The organism is Streptomyces sp. NPDC085937 (genome assembly GCF_044540535.1).
Classification (GTDB): domain Bacteria; phylum Actinomycetota; class Actinomycetes; order Streptomycetales; family Streptomycetaceae; genus Streptomyces.
The window spans coordinates 264,441-287,991 of sequence record NZ_JBITSH010000002.1; the positions used below are offsets into that span (position 1 = coordinate 264,441).

The following is a 23,551-nucleotide window of genomic DNA, read 5'->3' on the forward strand; positions in this document are numbered from 1 at the left end:
GCCCCTTCAGGGCGTGGCGAGGCGTCCCCGTGTCGGCCGGGCTGCCGCGTCGGGGGGCGGGCGCAGGGGAGCCGGTCGCGCGGTTCCCCGCGCCCCTTGGAGACACACTGCCGCTTCAGGCCCGTGGCCCCGTCGTCGAGCCCCGGACCATCAACTCGCCCCGGACCGAGGCGATCCCCCCGGGCGGGGCGTCCTCGCGGCCCATCGCGATCCGGCCCGCCCGGGCGCCCGCCTCCGCAAGCGGGAGTCTGACCGTGGTCAGTGACGGCACCACGTCGATGCTGAACGGCAGGTCGTCGAAGCCGGCCACCGACACGTCGTCCGGGATCCGCAGTCCCGACTCCCGCAGCGCCGCGCAGGCGCCCAGCGCGACGGAGTCGTTCGCCGCGACCACCGCCGTCAACGACGGGTCCCGCCGGAGGAGTTCCACGGTCGCCTCGTACCCCGACCGCCGGTCGTACCGTCCGTGCACGGTCCAGCGAGGGTCCTCCTCGACGCCGTGCGCGGCCAGCGCGGCCCGGTGGCCCTCCAGACGGTGCCGCGTCGTGGTGCGCTCCTCGGGGCCCGCGATGTACCCCATCCGCCGGTGCCCGAGCCCGATCAGGTGCTCGGTGAGGTCCTGCCCGCCACCCCGGTTGTCGAAGGCCAGCGCGATCGCCCCGGTCGCCGGCGCCGGCGGCCGCCCGCACAGCACCACCCGCGTCCCGGCGTCCGCCAGCTTCCGCAGCTTCGCGTCCATCGCCGCCCTGTGCTGCGCGTCCTCGATCGCCCCGCCGGTCAGCACCACGGCAGCCGCCCGCTGCCGCTGGAGCAGCGTGAGATAGGTCAGTTCACGCTCGGGCGAGCCCCCCGTGTTGCACACCACGGCGAGTCGCTCCCCGCCCGCGCGCCCGCCGGGACCGCCGATCTCCGACTGGATGGCGCTCGCCATGATCCCGAAGAACGGGTCGGCGATGTCGTTGACCAGGATGCCGACCAGGTCGGAGGTGGCGGCGGCGAGGGAACTGGCGGGGCCGTTGAGGACGTAGTCCAGTTCGTCCACGGCCTTCAGCACCCGTTCCCGTGTGGACGCGGCCACGGGATAGTTCCCGTTGAGCACGCGTGACACCGTCGCGGGTGAGACCTGCGCGCGTGCCGCCACGTCCGCCAGGGTCACCGTCATGTCTCGTCCTCCGCCTCGCCGCCGTGCCGTCCGCCCGTGCCGTACGCCGTCGCAACCACCACGCCCGCACCGGTGGTTCCGAGCAGACCCTACGGCCATCCGCCCGGTTGTTCGCCCCCTCGAACGAGTCGGGGTGGGCGGTGGTCTTGTCCGCACCGCGGTGCAGAGGCTAGCTTCTGCCTGTATAGAAAGCGCTTGCTGTCACGTCCACCGGTCACGCCGCCCCGCGAGGGGCAGGTGAGGCGGGTGCGGCGAACGCGGCGCGCGGACCGCGTACGAAGGGAACGACGTGACACGCAAGACGGTGCGTATCGCCATGAACGGTGTGACCGGGCGCATGGGTTACCGGCAGCACCTCGTCCGCTCCATCCTGGCCCTGCGCGAGCAGGGCGGACTCGACCTCGGCGACGGCACCGTGCTGTGGCCGGAGCCGGTCCTCGTCGGCCGCCGCGAGCACGCGCTGAGGGCGCTGGCCGAGCGCCACGGCCTAGAACACCTCTCCACCGACCTGGACGCGGTCCTCGCCGACGACAGCGTCGACATCTACTTCGACGCCCAGGTGACCTCCGCCCGCGAGGAGGCGATCCGCAAGGCGATCGCCGCCGGCAAGCACGTCTACACCGAGAAGCCCACCGCCACCGGCCTCGACGGCGCCCTGGAACTGGCCCGGCTCGCCGCGGAGAAGGGCATCAAGCACGGCGTCGTCCAGGACAAGCTCTTCCTCCCCGGTCTGCTCAAGCTGAAGCGCCTCATCGACGGCGGCTTCTTCGGCCGCGTCCTGTCCGTGCGCGGCGAGTTCGGCTACTGGGTCTTCGAGGGCGACTGGCAGGAGGCGCAGCGCCCGTCCTGGAACTACCGCGCGGAGGACGGCGGCGGCATCGTCGTCGACATGTTCCCGCACTGGGAGTACGTGCTGCACGAGCTGTTCGGCCGCGTCCGGTCCGTGCAGGCGCTCACCGCCACCCACGTCCCGCAGCGCTGGGACGAGAACGGCAAGCCCTACGACGCCACCGCCGACGACGCCGCCTACGGCGTCTTCGAGCTGGAGGGCGGCGCGATCGCCCAGATCAACTCCTCCTGGGCGGTCCGCGTCCACCGCGACGAACTGGTCGAGTTCCAGGTCGACGGCACCGAGGGCTCCGCCGTCGCGGGCCTGCGCACCTGCCGCGTCCAGCACCGCTCCGCCACCCCGAAGCCGGTCTGGAACCCGGACATCCCCGCCACCGAGGCCTTCCGCGACCAGTGGCAGGAGGTGCCGGACAACGGCGACTTCGACAACGGCTTCAAGGCCCAGTGGGAGCTGTTCCTCAAGCACGTCCACGCCGACGCCCCCTACCACTGGGACCTGCTGGCCGGCGCCCGAGGCGTCCAGCTCGCCGAACTCGGCCTCAGGTCCTCCGCCGAGGGCCGCCGTCTCGACGTACCGGAGATCGCCCTGTGACCCTGCACCTGCCCGACGCGCACGGCGCCCTGCGCGCCTACGAACCCCGCACCGAGCCCCTCGCCCTCGCCCCCGGCGCCCCCCTCACCTCCCGCACGGTCTTCTCCGCCGCGCACGTCGTCGCCGACCCGTACGCCGACACCACCCCCGACTCACCGGCGGCCGTCGACTGGGACGCCACGCTCGCCTTCCGCCGCCATCTGTGGGCGCACGGGCTCGGGGTCGCCGAGGCGATGGACACCGCGCAGCGCGGCATGGGCCTGGACTGGGCGGGGGCGGCCGAGCTGATCCGCCGGTCCGCCGCCGAGGCGAAGGCGGCCGGCGGCCGCATCGCCTGCGGCGTCGGCACCGACCAGCTGACCGGCGGCCCGGTGACCCTAGTCGAGGTCCGCGCGGCCTACGAGGAACAGCTCGCGGTCGTCGAGGAGTCGGGCGCGCAGGCCATCCTCATGGCCTCCCGCGCCCTCGCCGCCACGGCCAAGGGCCCCGAGGACTACCTGGAGATCTACGGCCACCTCCTCCGCCAGTCCGCGGAGCCGGTGATCCTGCACTGGCTGGGCCCCATGTTCGACCCCGCGCTGGAGGGCTACTGGGGCTCACCCGACCTGGACGCGGCCACGGACACCTTCCTCGACGTCATCGCCGCCCACCCCGACAAGGTCGACGGCATCAAGGTCTCCCTCCTCGACGCCCGGCGCGAGATCGACCTGCGCCGCCGCCTCCCGAAGGGCGTCCGCTGCTACACCGGCGACGACTTCCACTACCCCGAGCTGATCGCCGGCGACGAGCAGGGCTTCAGCCACGCCCTGCTCGGCATCTTCGACCCGCTGGGCCCGCTGGCCGCCGAGGCGGTCCGGGTCCTCGACACGGGCGACACGGACGGCTTCCGCGCCCTCCTCGACCCGACCGTGGAGCTCTCCCGCCACCTCTTCCAGGCGCCCACCCGCTTCTACAAGACCGGCGTGGTGTTCCTGGCGTGGCTCGCGGGCCACCAGTCGCACTTCACGATGGCCGGCGGCCTCCAGTCCGCCCGCTCCCTGCCGCACCTGGCCCGCGCCTACGAACTCGCGGACCGCCTCGGCCTGTTCCCCGACCCCAAGCTGGCCGAGGACCGCATGAGGACCCTGCTGCACCTGCACGGAGTGACCCCGTGAGCGACCTGACCCGCTTCAGCATCAACCAGATGACCGTCAAGCAGCTCACGCTCCCCGAGCTGGTCGCCGCCTGCCGCGACCTGGGCGTCCCGGCCGTCGGCCTGTGGCGCGCACCGGTCCAGGAGTACGGCGTGGACGCGGCCGCCAAGCTCGTACGGGACGCGGGCCTGGCAGTGACGACGCTCTGCCGGGGCGGCTTCCTCACCGCGACCGACGCGGACGAGCGGGCGGCGGCCCTCGCCGACAACCGCCGGGCGGTCGACGAGGCGGCCACGCTCGGCACGGACACCCTGGTCCTGGTCTCCGGCGGCCTCCCGCCCGGCTCGAAGGACCTGCACGGCGCCCGGGAACGCATCGCGGACGCGCTGACGGAACTGGCCCCCTACGCCGAGGACCACGGCGTGAAGCTGGCCATCGAGCCCCTGCACCCCATGTTCGCCTCGGACCGCTGCGTGGTCTCCACGCTCACCCAGGCCCTCGACCTCGCCGAACGCTTCCCGGCCCACCAGGTCGGCGTCACGGTCGACACGTACCACGTCTGGTGGGACGACACGGCTCCCGAGGCGATCGCCCGCGCGGGCGCGCAGAACCGCATCCACACCTTCCAGCTCGCCGACTGGATCACCCCGCTCCCCGAGGGCGTCCTCAACGGCCGCGGCCAGATCGGCGACGGGGCGGTCGACATGCGGGAGTGGCAGGGGTACGTGGAGGCGGCGGGCTACACGGGCTCCATCGAGGTGGAGCTCTTCAACGAGGACCTCTGGGCGAGGGACGGCCGTGAACTCCTGGCGGAGACGGCCCGGCGGTGGGCGGAGAACGTGGAGCGGTGACCGGCGCCGGAGCGGTCGCCGGGACGTCCTCCGACCGTCCGGAAAAAAATTCCGCCGGCCGTACAACCCTCCCCCCACCCCGCCTGTCTACGTAGCGTCAGGACTTCCGGGTGGGGACCCGGGGGGGACTTCAGGGAGGTCCTGGCGGGGGAGGGAAACGAGGGGCCCGGTCGACGGACCGGGCCCCTCGAAGTTCGTGCGGGCGCGTCCCGCAGGGCGGGGCGGGTCAGAAGAAGACCCCGCACCGCAGCAGCACGTTCGCGTACGGGCTCGCCTCGCCCGTGCGGACCACCAGCCGCACACCGGACGTCAGTTCCTTCAGCCGCTCGTGCGGGACGTACGCCAGGTCGGGGAAGCGGCCGGCCAGCAGCGACGCCGCCGCCGGATTCGCGTCCCGTACCTCCTCCGCCGCCGTCGCCCCCTCGACGGCCAGCTCCTCGAGCAGCCCCTCCAGCACCTCCGCGAACGACGGCACCCCGGCCCGGAAGGCCAGGTCCACCACGCGCGGCCCGGCCGGTATCGGCATGCCCGCGTCGCACACCAGCACCCCGTCGGTGTGGCCGAGTTCGGCGAGGGCGCCGGAGAGGTGCCGGTTCAGGATCCCGTGCTTCTTCACAGCGCCGCGACCTCCGCCGCCGTCGGGAAGGACACCTGCGCCCCCTCCTTGGTGACCGCCGCCGCGCCCACCCGGGCCGCGTAGGCGGCGGCCTCGGCGAGCGGCTCGCCCGTGCCCAGCCGCCAGGCCAGCGCGGCGGTGAACGCGTCCCCGGCACCGGTGGTGTCCACGGCTTCCACCTTCACCGACGGCACCCGCGTGACGCCCTCCGCGGACGCCACCAGCGCGCCCTCGCCGCCCAGCGTCACCACGACCGAACGCGGGCCCTTCGCCAGCAGCAGCCGCGCCCAGTCCTCGGGTTCGTCGCTCACCCCGGCGCCGGCGCCCAGGATCACCTTCGCCTCGTGCTCGTTGACGATCAGCGGGTCGCAGGCCGCCAGCACCTCCGACGGCAGCGGCTGCGGCGGCGAGGGGTTGAGGACGAAGCGGCTGTCCGGTGCCAGGCTCCGCACCACCTCCGCCACCGACTCCAGCGGGATCTCCAGCTGCGTCGACACCACCCGGGAGGCGTGGAAGAGGCTCGCCGCGGCCCGTACGTCCGACGGGGTCAGCCGGCCGTTCGCGCCCGGTGAGACGACGATGCTGTTGTCGCCCGACGGGTCCACCGTGATCAGCGCGACACCGGTCGGCGCCCCGCCCACCAGCACGCCCACCGTGTCCACCCCGGCCGCGCGCAGCGAGTCCAGCAGCAGCCGGCCGTGCCCGTCGTCACCGACCCGCGCCAGCAGGGCGGTGCGCGCGCCGAGCCGGGCGGCCGCGACCGCCTGGTTCGCGCCCTTGCCGCCCGGGTGCACCGCCAGGTCGGAGCCGAGCACCGTCTCCCCGGCGCCCGGCCGGCGCTCCACCCCGATCACCAGGTCGGCGTTGGCCGAGCCGACGACCAGGAGGTCGTAGTCGTTCATGAATCGCTCCCCGATCCGCTGAGGAGGGCGGGCGGCCGTGGTGGCCGCCCGCCCGTGTGCCCCTGGGGCGCCGGTGCCGGTGTGGCTCCCGTGCCCCTGTGCCGGTGTCAGCCCTCGAAGCCGGCCACGTTGTCCTTCGTGACCACCTTCACCGGCACCTTCACCATCTTCTCCACCTTCTGGTCCTCGGCGGCCCGCAACGCGTTCCGTACGGCGATCCGGCCGAGTTCGCTCGGCTGCTGGGCGACGGAGGCGTACAGCGTGCCCGCCTCGACCGCCTTCAGCCCGTCCGGCGTGCCGTCGAACCCGACGACCTGCACCGACTTGCCCGCCTTGGAGCCGAGTGCCTTGATCGCGCCGAGCGCCATCTCGTCGTTCTCGGCGAAGACGCCGTTGATGTCGGGGTGCGCCTGGAGCAGGTTCGTCATCACGTCCAGGCCCTTGGTGCGGTCGAAGTCCGCGGGCTGCTTGGCGACGACCTTGATGCCCGGGTAGTCCTTCAGGCCCGCGGCGAAGCCCGCCCCGCGCTCACGGCTCGCGGAGGTGCCGGCCTGGCCCTGGAGGATCACGATGGTGCCCTTGCCGCCCAGCTTCTCGGCGAGAGCCTTGGCGCCGAGCGCGCCGCCCTCGACGTTGTCGGAGGCGACCAGCGCGGAGGTGTCCGCCTTGTTGACGCCACGGTCCACGGCGACCACCGGGATGTCCGCCTTGTTCGCGCCGCGCACCGAGGGGCCGGCCGCGTCGGAGTCCACCGGGTTGACGACGACCGCGTCGAGCGAGCCGCTGGTGAAGTTCTGCAGCTGGTTGGCCTGCTGGGAGGCGTCGTTCTGCGCGTCGGTGACGGTGAGGTCGACGCCCAGCTTCTTCGCCTCCTCCTCGGCGCCGTCCCGAATCTGCACGAAGAACGGGTTGTTGAGCGTCGACAGGGACAGACCGACCTTCGGCTTGGCGGCCTGGGAGGACCCGCCGTGCAGCAGCGAGGTGGCGCCGACGACCGCGACGGCGACGACGGCCGCGATCACGTACGTCAGTGCCTGCTTGCCCCTGTTGCCGCCGCCGGACGCGCCGGCCGCCGGGGTGGTCGCGCCCGCCTTGCGGCGCAGCGTGTCGAACAGCACCGCCAGCGCGATGACCACACCGATGACGACCTGCTGCCAGAACGCGGACACGGACAGCAGGTTGAGGCCGTTGCGCAGCACCGCGAGGATCAGCGCGCCGATCAGGGTGCCGGACGCCTTGCCGGTGCCGCCCGCGAGGGAGGCGCCGCCGATGACGACGGCGGCGATCGCGTCCAGCTCGTAGCCCTGCGCGGCCTGCGGCTGCGCGGACGCCAGCCGGGAGGCGAGCACGATGCCCGCGGCGGCCGCGAACAGGCCGGAGAAGGCGTAGATGGCGAGCTTCTGCTTCTTCACCCGCAGGCCGGACAGGCGCGCGGCCTCCTCGTTGCCGCCGATGGCGTACATGGACCGGCCGATGTACGTGCGGCCCAGGACGAACGCGGTCAGCAGACCCATGACGACCATGACGAGCACCGGCACCGGCAGCCAGCCGCCGAGCGTGTCACCCAGGTGGGAGACGGAGTCGGGGAAGGCGATGGGCGAGCCCTGCGAGATCACCAGGGACAGACCGCGCGCCACCGACAGCATCGCCAAGGTCGCGATGAACGGCGGGAGTTTGCCGTACGAGACGAGGAAGCCGTTGACCAGGCCGCAGGCGATGCCGGTCAGCACCGCGAGGACGACCGCGAGGGCCACCGGGATCCCGGCCTCCGTCGCGCTCCACGCCAGGACGGTCGCGGACAGCGCGGCGACCGAGCCGACCGACAGGTCGATGCCCGCCGAGACGATCACGAAGGTGACGCCGAAGGCGAGGATCGCGGTCACGGCGGCCTGGACGCCGACGTTGAGCAGGTTGTCGGCGGTCAGGAAGTCCCCGGACAGCGCCGACATGGCGATGACGAGGACGATCAGCGCGGTCAGCGCGCCGTTGTCGAGGAGCAGCCTGCGCAGGCCGCCGGTGGCGCCGCCCTGCGCGCCCGGCTTGCTCTTGAGCGTGTCAGTGGCCACCGGGGGCCTCCGTTCCGTTGCTGGGGGAAGTGGTGCCGACGGCGAGGGCCATCACGGCGTCCTGGGTGGCGTCGGCGGCGTCGAGTTCGCCCGCCAGCCGGCCCTGCGCCATGACCAGGACCCGGTCGCTCATGCCGAGCACCTCGGGCAGGTCGCTGGAGATCATGAGGACCGCGGCGCCGGCCGCCGTCAGCTCGTTGACCAGCTGGTAGATCTCGACCTTCGCGCCGACGTCGATGCCGCGCGTCGGCTCGTCGAGGATGAGCACCTTGGTGTGCGCCAGCAGCCACTTGCCGATGACGACCTTCTGCTGGTTGCCGCCGGACAGGGTGCGCACGTGCTGGCCGAGGCCGGCCATCCGCACGCCGAGCTGTCCGGCGATGCGGGCCGCGGCCTCGCGCTGCCCCTTGAGGTCGACGAGCCCGGCGCGGGAGGACGACCGGAGGGTGACCAGGCCGAGGTTCTCCTCGACGGAGGCGTCGAGGACGAGCCCCTGCCCCTTGCGGTCCTCGGGCACGAGCCCGACCCCGGCCTCCATGGCGGCGTTCACGTCGTGGCCGCGCAGCCGCACCCCGCCGACGTGCACGGTCCCTGCGTCGTACGGGTCGGCCCCGAACACCGCGCGGGCCACCTCGGTCCGCCCGGCGCCGACCAGCCCCGCGATGCCGACGACCTCACCGGCCCGCACCTCGAAGCTGACGTCGTGGAAGACGCCGTCGCGCGTCAGCCCTTCGACCTTGAGCAGGGCGTCGCCGGCGTCGGCGCGCTCGCGCGGGTACTGCTGGTCGATGGACCGCCCCACCATGAGCCGTACGAGCTCGTCCTCCGGCGTGGAGGCGGGCACCTGGCCGACGCTGCGGCCGTCCCGGATGACCGTGACCCGGTCCCCGAGGGCGGCGATCTCCTCCAGATGGTGGGTGATGAAGACGATCCCGACCCCGTCCTCGCGCAGCCGCCGCACGATCGAGAACAGCTTCTCGACCTCCTCGGAGGTCAGCACGGCGGTCGGCTCGTCCATGATCAGGACGCGCGCGTCCAGGCTGAGCGCCTTGGCGATCTCGACCATCTGGAGCCGGGCGATGCCCAGTTCACGCACCCGCGCCCGGGGGGAGACGTCGACCCCGACGCGCTTCAGCAGCATCTCGGCGTCCGCGTCCATCCGCTTCCGGTCGATCATCCCGAGGCGGCGCGGCTGCCGCCCGAGGAAGATGTTCTCCGCGACCGTCAGGTCGGGGACCAGGTTGAACTCCTGGTAGATGGTGGCGATCCCGAGCCGCTCGGAGTCCTGCGCACCGCTGATGCGCACCTCCTCGCCGCCGACGGTGATCCGGCCGGCGTCGGGCGTGTAGGCGCCGGAGAGCATCTTGATCAGCGTGCTCTTGCCGGCGCCGTTCTCGCCGAGCAGCACGTGCACCTCGCCCCGGCGCAGGTCGAAGTCGACGCCGTCGAGCGCGACCACGCCGGGGAAGGTCTTGCGGATGCCCTCGATGCGCAGCAACTCGTCAGGACTGCGGCTGCTCACGGCGTACTCCTTCGTACGGGGGAGGGGGAAGGCTCGATCCCGGGTTCGCTCTCGCCGCAGGAGCGGCGTACGACGAGCCGGGCGGGGAGGGCGACGGAGGCGCCGGGCCGCCCCTCGATCCGGTCGACCAGGGCGCGCACGGCGGCCCGCCCCAGCTCCCGGGTCGGCTGGGCGACGGCGGTGACCGGCGGGTCGGTGTGCACGAACCAGGGGATGTCGTCGAACGCGGCGAGCCCGATGTCGTCCGGCACCCGCAGCCCGCGGGCCCGGATCGCGTCCAGCGCGCCGAGCGCCATCAGGTTGTCGGCGGCGAACACGACCTCGGGCGGTTGCGCCAGGTCGAGGAAGCCCTCGGTGACCCGGCGTCCGCTGCCGGCCTGGAAGTCGCCCTGACCGATGTAGACGTCGGGAAGTTCCAGCCCGTGGGCGGCGAGGGCCTCACGGAAGGCGTCCACGCGCTCCCGGCCGGTCGTGGTGGCGGCGGGCCCGGCGATGATCGCGAGCCGCCGGTGCCCGAGCGCGTGCAGATGCGCGACGAGGTCCCGTACGGCGGCCCGCCCGTCCGACCGGACCACGGGCACGTCGACGCCCGGGATCCACCGGTCGACGAACACCATCGGCGTCCCGGCCCGCGCGGCCCCGAGCATGCCCGGCGACCCGCCGTCGGTGGGGGAGACCAGCAGCCCGTCGATACGGCGGTCCAGCAGCGTGGTGACGTGGTGGTCCTGGAGGTCGGGCCGCTCGTCGGCGTTGCCGATGATCACGCTGTACCCGAGCGCGCGGGCCTCCTCCTCGACGGAGCGGGCCAGCTCGGTGAAGTAGGGGTTCATCACGTCGCTGATGACCAGCCCGAGGGTGCGGGTCTGGTCGGTGCGCAGGGACCGGGCGACGGCGTTCGGCCGGTACCCGAGCCGCTCGACGGCGTCGGTCACCCGACGCCGCGCGTCCTCGCTGACCGAGGGATGCCCGTTGAGCACCCGAGACACCGTGGCCACGGACAGCCCCGCCTCGGCGGCGACGTCCTTGATACCCGCCATGCCCGACCCACCTCCTCGTGGAATCGATTACACGGAGGATTGGAAACGATTACATCGGGCGGGGGCAAGGGGGTGGAGGGCGCCGCAACCGAATCGTGACCGGGAAGAGGATGTCAGTGGTGCTGCCTAGGGTGCCCCTCAAGATCCCCGGTGAGAGGCCGGGCCGAAGCTGAGGGCGGGGCGCCGTGACGGTGTGGGGCGAGAAGCAGGAAGACAGGAAGCCGGAGGACCGGCGGCAGTGGCTGCTGGACCCGCTGGTGGGGGTGGGCCCGCTGCGGTTCGGCATGGACCGCGACGAGGCGTGGGCCGCGCTCGGCGGTGTGTCCCGCAGTGGGTCCCGGGTAGCCCGTGACGGCGCGTTCTGGGAGTCGTACGACGACGTGGGCCTGACCGCGCTGTACGCCCCGGGGATGCTGCTGGCCGGGGTGGCGGTCCACGCGGAGGTCGGGCCGAGGGTGAGCCTGGCCGGCGTGCAGCTGATGGACCGGGTGCCTTCCGAGGTGAGCGCCGACCTGCACCGTCTCGCCCGCGGCCAAGGGGCGCGGGCCGGTGTCAACCGGGGCGGTGATCCGGAGATCGCGGCCTGGGGTGAGGCACACGATGGACAACTGGCATAGGTCGTCCTACTCCGGCGAAGGCGACGGCAACAACTGCGTCGAGATCGCCGAGACCCCCACCCGCACTTCCGTGCGTGACTCGAAGTCCCCGCATCGGGGAATGCTGACCTTCCGTTCGGCGACGTTCGCCACCTTTGTCGAAGGCCTCAAGGAGGCGACGATCAGGAATGAGCCGCACTGACGCGACCCACGGTCGCTGGCGCAAGTCGTCCTACTCGGGCCCCGGCGACGGCAACGAGTGTGTGGAGGTTGCGACCTCCCCCGCCCGCGTAGCCGTCCGCGACTCGAAGGCGCCCGGTCAGGCCAAACTCACCCTCTCAGAGTTGGCCTTCGCCGAGTTCATCAGCGCGCTGCAGGAACCAGCAGGCCCGCCCGCCTGAGCAGGTGGAGGGTGGGCGGCGTCCCCGTTGCAGAGTTCAGTTGGGGGCCGTGCCCCAAAGCACCCGCTCGGGAGCTCCGTCCCCCGTGTCGAAAAGACAGCACACCGCCCCCGCCGTCTCCGCGAGGTTCGTGAACACCTCTCTGATCGCGACCGAGTCCTCGAACAGCCTGCTCATCCTCGACGTCGCCGCCCAGAAGTCCAGGCACACGTGGCGCAGGTTCAGGAAGGGCGGGAAGTACATGTCCAGGTACACGTAACCGATCTGCACGCGCCCGTCCTCGACGGGAAGGTCCCCCTCCTCCGCGTACGCCCGCACCGCCTCGTCCGCCGGGAGCATGAGCGACGTGTCGAGCGTGACCCTGTCCTTCCCTGCGCAGTCGACGGGGTCGCTCTTGAAGTCGCTGGTGAACGGCAGCACGACCCGCTCACCACCCGGCAACGTGACCGTCAGTGGCGGCACCCTCCGCTCGGGCGGCGCCAGCTTCGCCACCTCGGTCAGCGCACGCGCCACGTTCTCGGGACGCAGATGGATGTCGTAGGCGTAGGTCAGCCCCATGTTCCCCCCTCGGCCAGGCAGAACGGCACCCTTTCACGCAACGTGCCCCGGACGCCCGCGAGTTCCAGAGGGGGGCGAGGCCGGGACCCCGCACCTGGCTGATCAGCGTGGGCGGTTCACCGCTCGAACGCCTCGCGGCAGCGCTCGACCTGATCCGCGACCTGCTCCATGTACCAGCGCGTGATCTCGTACGGCACGACGTGTTCCTCCGGGCTGTACACCCGGACCGTCGGCTCCGCGGCCGGGTCCTCGTCCGGGACGAGTGTCGTCAGGAAAGCCGCGCCCGGTAGGTGAGTCACCGCGGCGTCGTCGTCGCCGGCTGCCGGTGCAGGCACCGCCTCGCTCAACTCCACGGACCAGGCGTCGTCGTGCAGGGCGTAGTGGAAGACGACGGCGTAGTGGCGACCGGCATGCTCCCGCACAATCCATGGCATGCAGGCAGACTGCCACCTCGTCCATCCCCGCCCACACCTATGGTGCTATCGTCATTAGCACCATGCTGCTGAGACTGAACGTCGCCGATCACCGCCCCCTGCACGAGCAGGTGGCCGGTGCGATCCGGCGGGCCATCGCCGAAGGGGAGTGCGCGCCGGGCGACCGGCTGCCCCCGGCTCGGGACCTCTCGCAGGCACTGGGCGTGAACGTCAACACGGTGCTGCGCGGCCTGCGGGCCCTGCGTGACGAAGGGGTGCTGGAATTCCGCAGGGGGCGCGGCGTAACCGTGGCTCAGGGGGCGGACGGCCGCTCGGCGTTGTTGGACCGCATCCGTGAGGTCCTGGCCGACGCGGAACGTCTCGGGTACGGCAAGGACGACGTCATCGACATGATCAGGGGGGTCACGTGACCGAGCGGACGGAACGCCGGAACAGCACGTTGTGGGGTGCCGGCGCCGGTGCCTGGGTCGTAGGAGTCCTGGCGCTCCTGGTGGCCTTTCCGCTGGTCGCCAGGGACCGGCTGCCGGACCGGCTGGCGACCCACTGGGGGACGGGTGGTGATCCGGACTCCTCGATGCCGTTCTGGGCCGCGACGGTCTTCCCGGCGCTGCTCTGGCTGGCCCTGGCGGTCGCCGCCCTGCTGACCTTGTGGCGCGCTCGCCGAAGCCCCGGCGGCTTCGCGGGATCCTCGTGGATGGGCGTGACCCTCGGCTTCACCGGCGTGACGCTCCTCGGCGCTCAGGCTTCCATCGTGCGGGCGAACCTGGACCGTACGGACTGGCGCGACGCCGGATCGGTGACGGTCTGGGTGGTCGTGACCCTGGCCGGCGCGATTGCCGTGGGCGTGGTGGCCCTGCTGATCGGCCGCCGGGCGCGGGTGACGGTGCCACCGGTGGCCGGGCCGGCGCTGGAGATACCCGAGGGACAGCGCTTCGTGTGGCTGTCGCGGGCGTCCAACCGCTGGCTCCACCTCATGGCGGCCGCGTGCGGGATCGTCACGGCCGGGGCGACGGTGGCGGCGATGGGCGGCCTGGCCGGGCTGCACACCGTGTGGTCGGCCGCGACCTTCGCCCTCGCCACCGTCGCACTGCTCGCCTGCGCCTCCGTCCAGGCGCGGGTGACCGAGAAGGGGCTTGAGGTCGCCCTCGGCCCCCTGGGCTGGCCGGCCCGGCGCTGGGCCGCCGACACCATCGTCTCCGCCTGGGCCGAGAACCGCACCGCCATGCAGGTCGGCGGCTGGGGCTACCGCCTGAGCGGCCTCGGCACCACCGTCATGCTCCGCGGCGGCGAATGCCTGGTGATCCGCACCGTCAAGGGCAAGGACTTCGCCGTCAGCGTCGACGACGCCGAACGGGGAGCGGCCCTCCTCAACTCCCTGATCGGGCAACGCGCGAAGTGACGGATTCGTCCGTCCCGACCCCCGACCCCAGGAAGAACGTCCGTACGTCCTCCGCGAACACCTCCGGCACTTCCATCGCCGCGAAGTGGCCGCCCCGGTCGAACTCCGACCAGTGTCGGATGTCGTACAGCCGCTCCGCCAGGGGCCGTACCGGCTGGGTGATGTCGTGGGCGAACACCGCCACCCCCACCGGCACGGGGCACCCCTCGGTGCGTCGTGCCGACTCGCGGTGCAGCCGTGCCGACGAGGCGGCCGTGGCGGTCAGCCAGTACAGCGAGACGTCGGTCAGGATCCGCTCGTCGCTCACCGGCGTGCGGGGATCGGTCCACTGTGCGAACCGTTCCGCGATCCATGCCAGCTGGCCCACCGGCGAGTCGGTCAGCGCGTAGCCGATGGTCTGCGGGGTCGTGGCCTGCAGGGCCTGGTACGGCGGGCGGTTCGCCATCAGGTGCCGCACCTTGTCCAGCCGGGCCTCGTCCGAAGGGCTCAGGGCGACATCGGCGGCCGGGTCGGGCCGGGTGGGCAGGTAGTTGACGTGCACCCCGACGACCCGCTCGGGCTCCACCGCACCCAGCGCCAGGGAGATGCCCGAGCCGAAGTCGCCGCCCTGCGCGCCGTACCGCTCGTGGCCGAGGCGCCGCATCAGCTCCGCCCAGGCGCGGGCGACGCGGACGACGTCCCAGCCGCGCTCGTGGGTCGGCCCCGAGAAGCCGTATCCGGGGATGGACGGGATGACGAGGTGGAAGTCCCGGGACAGCGGCTCGATCACGTCGAGGAACTCCAGGAACGAACCGGGCCAGCCGTGGGTGAGGACCAGGGCGAGCGCGTCCGGCCGCGCGGACCGCACATGGACGAAGTGCACGGTCTGGCCGTCGATCTCCGTCACGTAGTGCGGGAGTTCGTTGAGCCGGGCCTCGTGCGCACGCCAGTCGTAGCGGGTGCGCCAGTGCTCGGCGAGCTCCTTCAGCCGGGCGAGCGGGAAGCCGTAGTCCCACCCGGCGCCGGGTATCTCGTCGGGCCAGCGGGTCCGGGCGAGACGGTCGGCGAGGTCGTCCAAAGCGGCCTGGGGGATGGCGATGCGGAACGGGGTGATCATGGTCCCCTCCGGGAATCTCCGGAATCTCCGGGAATCGTTTGCGACATAAACGTTGGCGTCACTAACGAAGCTAGACTGTTGGTGGCACCAACGCAAGACGTGGAGGAACGTCCATGAGTACGCCCCCGGAACCGGCGCCCGCCCGCCTGCGCGCCATCCCCAGCCGCCTGCTGGCCGGGTCCGCACTGGTGGCCGACCGGCTCGTCGGTGAGCGCCTGGCCGCCGAGGGCGCCCACAAGTGGCACTTCGCGGTGCTGCTGACCCTCGCCGAGGCCGGCCCCGCCAGCCAGGCCGAACTCAGCCGCCGCACCGGCATCCATCGCAGCGACATGGTCGCGGTCCTCAACGAACTCGCCGACACGGACTGCGTACGCCGCGATCCCGACCCCGCCGACCGCCGCCGCAACGTCATCACCCTCACCGCCGTCGGCCGTCGCCGCCTCGCCCGCCTGGACGCCCTCATTCGCGAGGCGCAGGACGAACTCCTCGCCCCCCTGGCCCCCGGCGAGCGCGACGAACTCACCCGCCTGCTCACCGTCCTCGCCGAGCACCACGGCCCCGCCCACCCCCACCAGGACGAGGAATCCTGAACCCGAGCCCTCTGCCAAGCCGCCTGTCACAGCCCCCCGGTACGGTCGAGCCATGCCCACCCAGCCCTCCGCCCCGCCCGCCGGCGAACGCCGGTTCGCCACGCTCGAAGGCGTGCTGGAGCGCATCACGTACGCCAACGAGGAGAACGGCTACACCGTCGCCCGCGTCGACACCGGCCGCGGCGGGAACGACCTGCTCACCGTCGTCGGCGCGCTGCTCGGCGCACAGGTGGGGGAGTCCCTGCGGATGGAGGGACGCTGGGGGTCGCACCCCCAGTACGGCAAGCAGTTCCACGTCGAGAACTACACGACCTTGCTGCCCGCCACCGTGCAGGGCATCCGCCGCTATCTCGGCTCGGGGCTGGTCAAAGGCATCGGACCGGTCTTCGCCGACCGGATCACCCAGCACTTCGGCCTGGACACCCTCCGCATCATCGAGGAGGAGCCCAAGCGGCTCGTCGAGGTCCCCGGGCTCGGGCCCAAGCGGACCAAGAAGATCGCCGACGCCTGGGAGGAACAGAAGGCGATCAAGGAGGTCATGCTCTTCCTCCAGACCGTCGAGGTGTCCACCTCCATCGCCGTGCGGATCTACAAGAAGTACGGCGACGCCTCCATCTCCGTGGTGAAGAACCAGCCCTACCGGCTCGCCTCCGACGTCTGGGGCATCGGCTTCCTCACCGCCGACAAGATCGCCCAGTCCGTCGGCATCCCGCACGACAGCCCGGACCGGGTCAAGGCGGGCCTGCAGTACGCGCTGTCGCAGGCCACCGACCAGGGTCACTGCTACCTCCCCGAGGAGAAGCTGATCGCCGACGCGGTGAAGCTGCTCCAGGTGGACACCGGGCTGGTCATCGAGTGCCTCGCCGAACTCGCCGCCGAGCCGGAGGACCCGGAGGGGGACCCCGGCGTCGTACGGGAGAAGGTGCCCGACCCGCAGGGCGGTGACCCGGTCACCGCCGTCTACCTGGTGCCCTTTCACCGCGCCGAGATGGCCCTCGCCGCCCAGCTGCTGCGGTTGCTGCGCACCGACCAGGACCGGATGCCCGCGTTCAAGGACGTGGCCTGGGACAAGGCGCTCGGCTGGCTGCGTGGCCGTACGGGGACGGACCTGGCGCCCGAACAGGAGGCCGCGGTCAAGCTGGCGTTGACCGAGAAGGTCGCCGTGCTGACCGGCGGACCCGGCTGCGGCAAGTCGTTCACCGTGCGGTCGATCGTGGAGCTGGCCCGGGCCAGGAAGGCGAAGGTCGTGCTCGCGGCCCCGACCGGCCGCGCCGCCAAGCGGCTCGCCGAGCTGACCGGCGCCGAGGCGTCCACCGTGCACCGGCTGCTGGAGCTGAAGCCCGGTGGGGACGCGGCGTACGACCGGGACCGGCCGCTGGACGCCGACCTGGTGGTGGTCGACGAGGCGTCCATGCTGGACCTGCTGCTGGCGAACAAGCTGGTCAAGGCCGTACCGCCGGGCGCCCACCTGCTGTTCGTCGGGGACGTCGACCAGCTGCCCAGCGTCGGTGCCGGAGAGGTGCTCCGGGACCTGCTCGCCGACGGCAGTCCCGTCCCCGCCGTCCGCCTCACCCGCGTGTTCCGGCAGGCCCAGCAGTCCGGCGTGGTCACCAACGCGCACCGGATCAACGCCGGCCGGCACCCGATCACCGACGGCATGAAGGACTTCTTCCTCTTCGTCGAGGAGGACACCGAGGAGGCCGGCCGGCTCACCGTGGACGTGGCGGCGCGGCGCATCCCGGCGAAGTTCGGCCTCGACCCCCGCCGCGACGTGCAGGTCCTCGCGCCGATGCACCGGGGCCCGGCCGGCGCGGGCACGCTCAACGGGCTGCTCCAGCAGGCCGTCACCCCCGGCCGCCCCGACCTGCCCGAGAAGCGGTTCGGCGGCCGGGTGTTCCGCGTCGGCGACAAGGTCACCCAGATCCGCAACAACTACGACAAGGGCGCGAACGGCGTCTTCAACGGCACCGTCGGCGTGGTCACCTCGCTCGACCCGGTCGACCAGCGCCTGACGGTGCTGACCGACGAGGACGAAGAGGTCCCGTACGACTTCGACGAGCTGGACGAACTGGCGCACGCCTACGCCGTGACCATCCACCGCTCCCAGGGCAGCGAGTACCCGGCCGTGGTCATCCCGGTGACCATGGGCGCCTGGATGATGCTCCAGCGCAACCTGCTCTACACGGCGGTGACCCGGGCCCGGAAGCTGGTCGTGCTGGTCGGCTCCCGCAAGGCGATCGGACAGGCTGTGCGCACGCTGTCGGCCGGCCGCCGGTGCACGGCGCTCGACATGCGGCTCGCGGGGACGGGCCCGTCCGGGGCGGGACCACGCTCCTCAGGTTCCGGTTCGTCCGGCGGGGGACCCGGTGGACGGCACCTCTCGACGGGCCAGGGGCCCGCTGTGAGGGCAGCGTCATCAAAAAATGATCGATCAAATGAGTCGTGAAGGTCACACAGGCCTTCCGGATGGGGAACACAGGGGGCAGGATGGGCAAGTTGGCGGCACTGAGTGCCGTCAATAGGCCCGATGGTCGACCCCGAGTGCACTCTCCTGAGCCGAGTGGGGGATGGTAGAGACAGTCAGGGCACCTCGAAGATGAGGCACAACGTCGGTGAGGGAAGACGTGAGCGACAACTCTGTAGTACTGCGGTACGACGGCAGCGAGTACACCTACCCGGTGATCGACAGCACCGTCGGTGACAAGGGCTTCGACATCGGGAAGCTCCGCGCCCAGACCGGTCTGGTGACGCTGGACAGCGGCTACGGCAACACCGCCGCCTACAAATCCGCGATCACCTATCTCGACGGTGAGGCCGGCATCCTCCGGTACCGCGGCTACCCGATCGAGCAGCTGGCGGAGCGCTCCACCTTCCTGGAGGTCGCCTACCTGCTGATCAACGGCGAGCTGCCGACCGTCGACCAGCTGGCGGGGTTCAAGGACGACATCACGCAGCACACCCTGCTGCACGAGGACGTCAAGAACTTCTACCGGGGCTTCCCGCGCGACGCCCACCCGATGGCCATGCTGTCGTCGGTGGTCTCCGCGCTGTCGACGTTCTACCAGGACAGCCACAACCCGTTCGACGAGCAGCAGCGGAACCTCTCCACGATCCGCCTGCTCGCCAAGCTTCCGACGATCGCGGCCTACGCCTACAAGAAGTCGGTCGGCCACCCGTTCGTCTACCCGCGCAACGACCTCGGCTACGTCGAGAACTTCCTGCGCATGACCTTCTCCGTCCCGGCGCAGGACTACGAGCTCGACCCGGTCGTCGTGGCCGCCCTGGACAAGCTGCTCATCCTGCACGCGGACCACGAGCAGAACTGCTCGACCTCCACGGTCCGCCTGGTCGGCTCCTCGCAGGCGAACATGTTCGCCTCGATCTCCGCGGGCATCTCCGCCCTGTGGGGCCCGCTGCACGGTGGCGCCAACCAGTCGGTGCTGGAGATGCTCGAGGGCATCAAGGCCGACGGCGGCGACGTCGACTCCTTCATCCGCAAGGTGAAGAACAAGGAGGACGGCGTCCGCCTGATGGGCTTCGGCCACCGGGTCTACAAGAACTTCGACCCGCGCGCCAAGATCATCAAGGCCGCCGCGCACGACGTCCTGTCCGCCCTCGGCAAGTCCGACGAGCTGCTGGACATCGCGCTGAAGCTGGAGGAGCACGCGCTCTCCGACGACTACTTCGTCTCGCGCAGCCTCTACCCGAACGTCGACTTCTACACGGGTCTGATCTACCGGGCCATGGGCTTCCCGACCGAGATGTTCACGGTCCTGTTCGCCCTCGGCCGCCTTCCGGGCTGGATCGCCCAGTGGCACGAGATGATCAAGGAGCCGGGGTCGCGCATCGGGCGCCCGCGGCAGATCTACACGGGCGTCGTCGAGCGGGACTTCGTTCCCGTCGAGGAGCGCTGACACCTGCCGGTGCGGGGGTTGTGCGCGTGAGCGCCTGAGAGTTCGTCGCCGAAGGGGTGTGGGCGGCTGCGGGCCGGCTGTGGCTGGTCGCGCAGTTCCCCGCGCCCCTTCGGCGTTTGCACACGCGCCTCTTGGGGCGCTTGCCCCCACCGCAGTGGTGCGCCCGTTGGTAAGAAGTACGCAAGGAAAAGGCGCCCCGGCCGCCGGTCCCCCCACGGGCCGACGTACCAGGGCGCCTTCCCATGTCCCGGTGCGGATTCCCCCCACGGGATCCGGCCGGGCGCTTGTGAGGACAGCGCCTGAATCGCTGTGTGAGTACGGACGGACCTGAACCCGCCGCACTCGTCGGTGTGTGCGGTCTGCCGGGACAACGCACGTCGGGAGGGCCGCTCAAAGCTTCCCTGGGCACGTGCCCCGGCAACGCAATCTCTGGAGAAGTCCCCCAAGACATCTCCAGATGCCAGGAAGCGCCCCCCAAGACGCTGCCCGACATCGCCAACTTAGACCTTCGAACCCCTTCGATGGTTACGTTCAGATCACTGTGATCTGCGTCTCTTGCATATCTCCCCACAGTGCGCAGGAGCCCGCAAACCTCTCACGGGACCCAAGCGTAAGGAAGATGCGCGAGCCTTGTGAAGAGCTTATGTGAGGGTCTTACCGGACTCCAGGGGTACTGCCCAACTTGAGACCTCAATGAAATGACCGCAGCCGCAGACTGTTGGTCACCACGAACACCGAGGAGAACGCCATGGCGGCCCCGGCGATCATCGGGTTCAGCAGTCCGGCCGCGGCCAGCGGCAGCGCGGCCACGTTGTAGCCGAAGGCCCACACCAGGTTGCCCTTGATGGTGCCGAGGGTGCGCCGGGACAGCCGTATCGCGTCCGCCGCGACCCGCAGGTCGCCGCGCACCAGCGTCAGGTCGCCCGCCTCGATCGCGGCGTCCGTGCCGGTGCCCAGGGCCAGACCCAGATCGGCGACGGCCAGCGCGGCCGCGTCGTTGACGCCGTCCCCGACCATGGCGACGCTGCGCCCCTCGTCCTGGAGGCGCCGCACCACGTCGGCCTTGTCCTCGGGCAGCACCTCGGCGATCACCCGGTCCTCGTCGATGCCGACCGTGCGCGCCACCGCCTCGGCCACGGCCCGGTTGTCGCCGGTCAGCAGCACCGGCGTGAGGCCCAGCGCCCGCAGCTCGCGGACCGCCTCGGCGCTGGTCTCCTTCACGGTGTCGGCGACGGCGAGGACACCGCGTGCCGTGCCGTCCCAGCCGGCCACCACGGCGGTGTGCCCCGCACGTTCGGCCTCCTCCTCGGCCCGCGCCAGCTCGGGCGGCAGCTCCCCGAACGCCTCGGACAGCCGCCCCACGACCACGTCACGGCCCTCCACGCGCCCGCGCACGCCCTTGCCGGGGACGTTCTCGAACCGCTCGGCCCCGGGCAGCGTGCCGACGCGCTCCTCGGCGCCCGTGGCGATCGCCCGGGCGACCGGGTGCTCGGAGGCGTGCTCCAGGGCGCCCGCGAGCCGCAGCAGTTCCCGCTCGTCGGTGCCCTCGGCGGTGTGCACCGCCCGCAGGGACATCCGGCCGGTGGTGACGGTGCCTGTCTTGTCCAGGACGACCGTGTCCACGCGCCGGGTGGACTCCAGCACCTCGGGGCCCTTGATGAGGATGCCGAGCTGGGCGCCCCGCCCGGTGCCGACCATCAGAGCGGTCGGCGTGGCGAGGCCGAGCGCGCAGGGGCAGGCGATGATCAGTACGGCGACGGCCGCGGTGAACGCGGCGACCGTGTCCCCGGTGTTGCCGAGCCACAGCCCGAAGGTGGCGGCCGCGATCAGCAGCACCACGGGCACGAAGACCCCGGCGATCCGGTCGGCGAGGCGCTGCACCTGGGCCTTGCCGGTCTGCGCGTCCTCCACCAGCTTCGCCATCCGGGCGAGCCGGGTGTCCGCGCCGATCCGGGTGGCCTCGACGACGAGCCGGCCGGCCGCGTTGACCGTGGCGCCGGTGACGGTGTCGCCGACGGTCACGTCCACCGGCACGGACTCGCCGGTCAGCATGGACGCGTCCACGGCGGAGGCACCCTCGACGACCGTGCCGTCGGTGGCGATCTTCTCCCCGGGACGGACCACGAACCGGTCGCCGACGGCCAGCCGGTCGGCCGGCACCCGCACCTCACGGCCGTCCCTGAGGACGGCGACGTCCTTGGCGCCCAGCTCCATCAGCGCCCGCAGGGCCGCTCCCGCACGGCGCTTGGAGCGGGCCTCCAGATAGCGGCCGAGCAGGATGAACGTGGTGACGCCGGCGGCGACCTCCAGGTAGATCGTGGAGGCGCCGTCGGTGCGCGAGACGGTGAGCTCGAAGGGGTGCCGCATGCCCGGCTCGCCCGCGTCGCCGAGGAACAGCGCCCACAGCGACCAGCCGAACGCGGCCAGCGTGCCGACGGAGACCAGGGTGTCCATGGTGGCCGCGCCGTGCCGGAGGTTGGTCCAGGCGGCCCGGTGGAAGGGGGCGGCGCCCCACACCACCACGGGCGCGGCGAGCGTGAGGGACAGCCACTGCCAGTGGTCGAACTGCAGGGACGGAACCATCGCCGGCAGCACGACCGGCAGCGAGAGCAGCGCGGAGACGATCAGGCGCGTGCGCAGGGCCGCCGTCTCCGGGTCGGTCCCGGAGGCGGTCTCCTCGTCGTCCTGCCGCGGGGGCGCCGGCTCCTCGGCGGTGTAGCCGGTCTTCACCACCGTGGTGATCAGGTCGGCGACCTCGACGCCCGGCGGGTAGGTGACCCGGGCCTTCTCGGTGGCGTAGTTCACCGTGGCGGTGACGCCGTCCATGCGGTTGAGCTTCTTCTCGACGCGGGCCGCGCAGGAGGCGCAGGTCATCCCGCCGATGAGCAGCTCGACCTCCGAGAGGGCCGGCTGCTCGGCGGCCGGTGCCTCGGGGGCGGTGGTGCTGGTCATGTCCGTGCTCCAGGGACGTCCGGGATGCGGTGGGCGGCGGGCCGGGCCGGGGCCACGGGTTCCGGGTGGCCGGTACGGCCGGTTCACGCCGCGCGGGGTGCCTTCGGGGGGTGGGGCCCGGTGGTCAGACCGTGCCGGCCAGCTCGAAGCCGGCCTCGTCGACGGCGGCGCGCACGGCCTCCTCGTCGAGCGGGGCCGCGGAGACCACGGTCACCTCGCCGGAGGAGGCGACGGCCGTCACCGAGCTGACGCCGGGGATCTCCGAGATCTCGCCGGAGACGGCGCCCTCGCAGTGCCCGCAGCTCATCCCGGTCACCTTGTAGACGGTGGTGACGGAACCCTGGGTATCGGTCTGGGACGTCATGTCGTTCTCCTCGTCGGGGCGTAGCGGGTGTGCAGGGGGTCGGAGGGGTCCCTGGGGACCCCGTACCTCTCACACTATACCCCTAGGGGGTATGAAGCACTGATGAGGGTCCGCCAGGGCGTGGCCCGGTGCCGCCTGCGCGACCACCCCGGGGCCGCGCCTGGGTGACGGCCCTGGGGTCCCGCCTGGGTGACCGCCCCGGTCGTGCCTGGGTGACGGCCCGGGCGGCCGGGCCGCGCCTCCGGGAACGCTCCGGCTCCCGTTCGCACGGGAGCTGCCCGGAGAGCCGCACGTCCCCGGGTGCCCGGAGTGCGTCCCCCGGGACCGTCGGGGCAGCGCCTCCGGGAGTGTTCCGGCGCCGTCCGTACGGGAGCCGCCCGCGGGCCCGCCCGGAGAGCCGCCCCGGTCGGGGCCTGCGCGACCACCCTGGGCCGCGCCTGGGTGACGGCCCCGGTCGCGCCTGGGCGACGGCCCCGGTCGCGCCTGGGTGACGGCCCCGGTCGCGCCTGGGCGACGG

22 protein-coding genes are annotated in these 23,551 nt (G+C 72.1%); 11 read left to right on the top strand and 11 right to left on the bottom strand.

All coding sequences use genetic code 11. The annotated features are described in order from the left end of the window. Positions 1-115 precede the first annotated feature (115 nt). Positions 116-1,162 (bottom strand): LacI family DNA-binding transcriptional regulator, encoded by a 1,047-nt coding sequence (locus tag ACIF8S_RS04715; RefSeq protein ID WP_399997301.1) that lies wholly within the window; start codon positions 1,160-1,162, stop codon positions 116-118. A 289-nt stretch (positions 1,163-1,451) separates the two neighbouring features. Between ACIF8S_RS04715 and ACIF8S_RS04720 the strand changes: the two genes are divergently transcribed. From ACIF8S_RS04720 to ACIF8S_RS04730, 3 genes are read left to right on the top strand one after another with little or no spacing between them, the layout of a single operon-like run. Continuing rightward, complete coding sequence (locus ACIF8S_RS04720) at positions 1,452-2,603, top strand: Gfo/Idh/MocA family protein (RefSeq protein WP_399997302.1); 1,152 nt, start codon at positions 1,452-1,454, stop codon at positions 2,601-2,603. Continuing rightward, positions 2,600-3,757 (top strand): dihydrodipicolinate synthase family protein, encoded by a 1,158-nt coding sequence (locus ACIF8S_RS04725; RefSeq protein ID WP_399997304.1) that lies wholly within the window; start codon positions 2,600-2,602, stop codon positions 3,755-3,757. The genes ACIF8S_RS04720 and ACIF8S_RS04725 overlap by 4 nt, the downstream gene beginning before the upstream one ends. Then, complete coding sequence (locus ACIF8S_RS04730; protein ID WP_399997305.1) at positions 3,754-4,587, top strand: sugar phosphate isomerase/epimerase family protein; 834 nt, start codon at positions 3,754-3,756, stop codon at positions 4,585-4,587. Before ACIF8S_RS04725 ends, ACIF8S_RS04730 begins: the two co-directional genes overlap by 4 nt. A 226-nt stretch (positions 4,588-4,813) precedes the next feature. On the opposite strand, the gene rbsD is transcribed toward ACIF8S_RS04730, so the two are convergent. The 5 genes from rbsD to ACIF8S_RS04755 form a co-directional block, all read right to left on the bottom strand. Next, positions 4,814-5,203: a D-ribose pyranase gene (rbsD, locus tag ACIF8S_RS04735; protein WP_399997307.1), complete on the bottom strand. Its 390-nt coding sequence runs from the start codon at positions 5,201-5,203 to the stop codon at positions 4,814-4,816. Further along, the gene (locus tag ACIF8S_RS04740) at positions 5,200-6,105 is read right to left on the bottom strand and encodes a ribokinase (protein ID WP_399997308.1); all 906 of its coding nucleotides are present in this window, start codon (positions 6,103-6,105) and stop codon (positions 5,200-5,202) included. The genes rbsD and ACIF8S_RS04740 overlap by 4 nt, the downstream gene beginning before the upstream one ends. Positions 6,106-6,212: 107 nt before the next feature. Next, positions 6,213-8,171: a substrate-binding domain-containing protein gene (locus ACIF8S_RS04745; RefSeq protein WP_399997309.1), complete on the bottom strand. Its 1,959-nt coding sequence runs from the start codon at positions 8,169-8,171 to the stop codon at positions 6,213-6,215. After that, positions 8,161-9,693, bottom strand: coding sequence for a sugar ABC transporter ATP-binding protein (locus ACIF8S_RS04750; protein ID WP_399997310.1), 1,533 nt, complete (start codon positions 9,691-9,693; stop codon positions 8,161-8,163). The genes ACIF8S_RS04745 and ACIF8S_RS04750 overlap by 11 nt, the downstream gene beginning before the upstream one ends. After that, positions 9,690-10,730 carry a LacI family DNA-binding transcriptional regulator gene (locus ACIF8S_RS04755; RefSeq protein ID WP_399997312.1) on the bottom strand — a complete coding sequence of 347 codons (1,041 nt, stop codon included), beginning with the start codon at positions 10,728-10,730 and terminating at the stop codon, positions 9,690-9,692. Before ACIF8S_RS04755 ends, ACIF8S_RS04750 begins: the two co-directional genes overlap by 4 nt. A gap of 185 nt (positions 10,731-10,915) precedes the next feature. Here ACIF8S_RS04755 and ACIF8S_RS04760 point away from each other — a divergent pair, with 185 nt between their 5' ends. The 3 genes from ACIF8S_RS04760 to ACIF8S_RS04770 are packed head-to-tail and all read left to right on the top strand — an operon-like array spanning position 10,916 to position 11,727. Next, a complete protein-coding gene (locus tag ACIF8S_RS04760; protein WP_399997314.1) occupies positions 10,916-11,347 on the top strand; it encodes a hypothetical protein in 432 nt (143 codons plus the stop codon). Further along, entirely contained in the window at positions 11,331-11,528 is a 198-nt protein-coding gene (locus tag ACIF8S_RS04765; RefSeq protein WP_399997315.1) for a DUF397 domain-containing protein, read from the top strand. The genes ACIF8S_RS04760 and ACIF8S_RS04765 overlap by 17 nt, the downstream gene beginning before the upstream one ends. After that, positions 11,515-11,727 carry a DUF397 domain-containing protein gene (locus tag ACIF8S_RS04770; RefSeq protein ID WP_399997317.1) on the top strand — a complete coding sequence of 71 codons (213 nt, stop codon included), beginning with the start codon at positions 11,515-11,517 and terminating at the stop codon, positions 11,725-11,727. Before ACIF8S_RS04765 ends, ACIF8S_RS04770 begins: the two co-directional genes overlap by 14 nt. 36 nt (positions 11,728-11,763) lie before the next feature. On the opposite strand, the gene ACIF8S_RS04775 is transcribed toward ACIF8S_RS04770, so the two are convergent. Together ACIF8S_RS04775 and ACIF8S_RS04780 are read right to left on the bottom strand one after the other, a co-directional pair. Next, the gene (locus tag ACIF8S_RS04775; protein WP_399997318.1) at positions 11,764-12,285 is read right to left on the bottom strand and encodes a hypothetical protein; all 522 of its coding nucleotides are present in this window, start codon (positions 12,283-12,285) and stop codon (positions 11,764-11,766) included. Positions 12,286-12,401: 116 nt separating this feature from the next. Next, the gene (locus ACIF8S_RS04780; protein ID WP_215209933.1) at positions 12,402-12,719 is read right to left on the bottom strand and encodes a hypothetical protein; all 318 of its coding nucleotides are present in this window, start codon (positions 12,717-12,719) and stop codon (positions 12,402-12,404) included. A gap of 62 nt (positions 12,720-12,781) precedes the next feature. On the opposite strand from ACIF8S_RS04780, the gene ACIF8S_RS04785 reads away from it, so the two are divergent. Both ACIF8S_RS04785 and ACIF8S_RS04790 read left to right on the top strand, forming a co-directional pair. Then, positions 12,782-13,129, top strand: coding sequence for a GntR family transcriptional regulator (locus tag ACIF8S_RS04785; protein ID WP_024883592.1), 348 nt, complete (start codon positions 12,782-12,784; stop codon positions 13,127-13,129). Then, complete coding sequence (locus ACIF8S_RS04790; RefSeq protein ID WP_399997321.1) at positions 13,126-14,118, top strand: DUF1648 domain-containing protein; 993 nt, start codon at positions 13,126-13,128, stop codon at positions 14,116-14,118. Before ACIF8S_RS04785 ends, ACIF8S_RS04790 begins: the two co-directional genes overlap by 4 nt. On the opposite strand, the gene ACIF8S_RS04795 is transcribed toward ACIF8S_RS04790, so the two are convergent. Then, positions 14,087-15,214 carry an epoxide hydrolase family protein gene (locus tag ACIF8S_RS04795; RefSeq protein ID WP_399997323.1) on the bottom strand — a complete coding sequence of 376 codons (1,128 nt, stop codon included), beginning with the start codon at positions 15,212-15,214 and terminating at the stop codon, positions 14,087-14,089. The two genes, ACIF8S_RS04790 and ACIF8S_RS04795, sit on opposite strands and share 32 nt — an antisense overlap. A 113-nt stretch (positions 15,215-15,327) precedes the next feature. Between ACIF8S_RS04795 and ACIF8S_RS04800 the strand changes: the two genes are divergently transcribed. The 3 genes from ACIF8S_RS04800 to ACIF8S_RS04810 all read left to right on the top strand — a co-directional run bounded on the left by ACIF8S_RS04800 (position 15,328) and on the right by ACIF8S_RS04810 (position 19,718). After that, the gene (locus ACIF8S_RS04800) at positions 15,328-15,804 is read left to right on the top strand and encodes a MarR family winged helix-turn-helix transcriptional regulator (RefSeq protein ID WP_399997325.1); all 477 of its coding nucleotides are present in this window, start codon (positions 15,328-15,330) and stop codon (positions 15,802-15,804) included. Between the two features lie 52 nt (positions 15,805-15,856). Then, complete coding sequence (locus ACIF8S_RS04805; RefSeq protein ID WP_399997326.1) at positions 15,857-18,250, top strand: ATP-dependent RecD-like DNA helicase; 2,394 nt, start codon at positions 15,857-15,859, stop codon at positions 18,248-18,250. A 178-nt stretch (positions 18,251-18,428) separates the two neighbouring features. Next, positions 18,429-19,718 (top strand): citrate synthase, encoded by a 1,290-nt coding sequence (locus tag ACIF8S_RS04810; protein ID WP_024887427.1) that lies wholly within the window; start codon positions 18,429-18,431, stop codon positions 19,716-19,718. A gap of 690 nt (positions 19,719-20,408) precedes the next feature. On the opposite strand, the gene ACIF8S_RS04815 is transcribed toward ACIF8S_RS04810, so the two are convergent. Together ACIF8S_RS04815 and ACIF8S_RS04820 are read right to left on the bottom strand one after the other, a co-directional pair. After that, on the bottom strand, positions 20,409-22,670 hold the full coding sequence (locus ACIF8S_RS04815; protein ID WP_399997327.1) for a heavy metal translocating P-type ATPase: 2,262 nt from the start codon (positions 22,668-22,670) through the stop codon (positions 20,409-20,411). A gap of 124 nt (positions 22,671-22,794) precedes the next feature. Continuing rightward, a complete protein-coding gene (locus ACIF8S_RS04820; protein ID WP_145827689.1) occupies positions 22,795-23,034 on the bottom strand; it encodes a heavy-metal-associated domain-containing protein in 240 nt (79 codons plus the stop codon). Positions 23,035-23,551: the final 517 nt, after the last annotated feature.

Bases quoted from the DNA above. Each gene is read 5' to 3' on its own strand.
- ACIF8S_RS04815 (WP_399997327.1), bottom strand. From the start codon at position 22,670: ATGACCAGCACCACCGCCCCCGAGGCACCGGCCGCCGAGCAGCCGGCC.
- ACIF8S_RS04805 (WP_399997326.1), top strand. From the start codon at position 15,857: ATGCCCACCCAGCCCTCCGCCCCGCCCGCCGGCGAACGCCGGTTCGCC.
- ACIF8S_RS04755 (WP_399997312.1), bottom strand. From the start codon at position 10,730: ATGGCGGGTATCAAGGACGTCGCCGCCGAGGCGGGGCTGTCCGTGGCC.
- ACIF8S_RS04795 (WP_399997323.1), bottom strand. From the start codon at position 15,214: ATGATCACCCCGTTCCGCATCGCCATCCCCCAGGCCGCTTTGGACGAC.
- ACIF8S_RS04770 (WP_399997317.1), top strand. From the start codon at position 11,515: ATGAGCCGCACTGACGCGACCCACGGTCGCTGGCGCAAGTCGTCCTAC.
- ACIF8S_RS04785 (WP_024883592.1), top strand. From the start codon at position 12,782: ATGCTGCTGAGACTGAACGTCGCCGATCACCGCCCCCTGCACGAGCAG.
- ACIF8S_RS04780 (WP_215209933.1), bottom strand. From the start codon at position 12,719: ATGCCATGGATTGTGCGGGAGCATGCCGGTCGCCACTACGCCGTCGTC.
- ACIF8S_RS04715 (WP_399997301.1), bottom strand. From the start codon at position 1,162: ATGACGGTGACCCTGGCGGACGTGGCGGCACGCGCGCAGGTCTCACCC.
- ACIF8S_RS04820 (WP_145827689.1), bottom strand. From the start codon at position 23,034: ATGACGTCCCAGACCGATACCCAGGGTTCCGTCACCACCGTCTACAAG.
- ACIF8S_RS04740 (WP_399997308.1), bottom strand. From the start codon at position 6,105: ATGAACGACTACGACCTCCTGGTCGTCGGCTCGGCCAACGCCGACCTG.
- ACIF8S_RS04800 (WP_399997325.1), top strand. From the start codon at position 15,328: ATGAGTACGCCCCCGGAACCGGCGCCCGCCCGCCTGCGCGCCATCCCC.
- ACIF8S_RS04765 (WP_399997315.1), top strand. From the start codon at position 11,331: ATGGACAACTGGCATAGGTCGTCCTACTCCGGCGAAGGCGACGGCAAC.
- ACIF8S_RS04775 (WP_399997318.1), bottom strand. From the start codon at position 12,285: ATGGGGCTGACCTACGCCTACGACATCCATCTGCGTCCCGAGAACGTG.